Raw genomic sequence first — 1050 nt, 5'->3', positions numbered from 1 at the left:
AAACCGCTGAAACCCCGGTCAACCGCGCCCCCCCCGCCACCGGGGCCCCGGCCCCCGGCCCGGGTCCGACGCGCTCGCGGCGTTCGCCGAGGAGGAGATCAGGGCCGGGATGCGCCGCCGGCCCGGGAGCGCGCAGGCCTGACCGGGCGCCGCCTGGTCCAGGCGCTCAGCGCGCACCCGGGAGGTCTCACCTGGGTCTCACCTGGTGAACAGCGAGCTGCCGCTGACGACGCGGGTGGTGCCGTCGGCGAGGGTGACGGTGACCGTGTCGGGGACGGCACGGTGTGACATCGTCCCGGGCCACCAGGCGGTCCAGCGGCCGTCCGCCACGGTGACCTGGAAGGTGCGTCCGGCGACCTGCATGGTGATCGCCTTCACGCCGGCCCCCACGGAGCCCTGCGCGTAGTTGAACATGGCGTCCCCGTCGCCGTGGGAGCCGCCCGTGTCGTAGGTGACCGCATCGGCCGCCACGTTCTTCACCGGGTCGATCGCCTCCCACAGGCCGCTGGTCTCCGAGGCGACGTAGCAGAGCATGGCCTTGCCGCCGCGGTTGACGACCATGGAGGCGACCTTGCCCCGCAGGTCCGCATTGGTGATCTTGACGGGTGCCCCGGCGCCCGGACCGTCGGCCATCCGGTCCAGGCACCACTTCTCGGCGGTGGCGCCCGGGCCCGTCGAAGCGGCCAGCGGTGTCGGGACACCGGTCCAGCTGGCCAGCTCCGCGGAGCTCAGCGGCCCGCTGGCGCCGCCCCGCGAGGACTGCGTCACGGCCACGGCCACGACCGTACCCACGACGAGCGCACCGGCGAGGGTGACGGCCAGCCGCCGCCGAAAGCGCGGCCTGGCGGGGGCCGGGGCGGGGGTGGAGGTTGGGGTGGGGGTGTCGAGGTCGATCTGGCGCATCAGGCGCTCCCGGTGTAGGGCGTGGCGTCCTGCGGGGAGGTCGCGCTCGGCCGGCACGGGCACCTGCCCGAGCAGTTCCGCGCGCTCGACCGGCTCCGGCCGCTGTCCGGCGTTCACTGGTGTACGTGCTTCGTGGGCGGGGCCGCA

1 protein-coding gene is annotated in these 1050 nt (G+C 75.0%); it reads right to left on the bottom strand.

The window, feature by feature from the left end:
• Positions 1-198: 198 nt before the first annotated feature.
• On the bottom strand, positions 199-1050 hold an 852-nt coding region (locus ACFV61_RS33650), incomplete at its 5' end, for a hypothetical protein (RefSeq protein WP_380495871.1).

It is taken from the genome of Kitasatospora sp. NPDC059817 (genome assembly GCF_042731835.1).
In the GTDB taxonomy this organism is placed as follows: Bacteria; Actinomycetota; Actinomycetes; order Streptomycetales; family Streptomycetaceae; genus Kitasatospora.
Note: the sequence above shows the minus strand (reverse complement) of the source record. Positions and strands in the feature narration are given on the sequence as shown.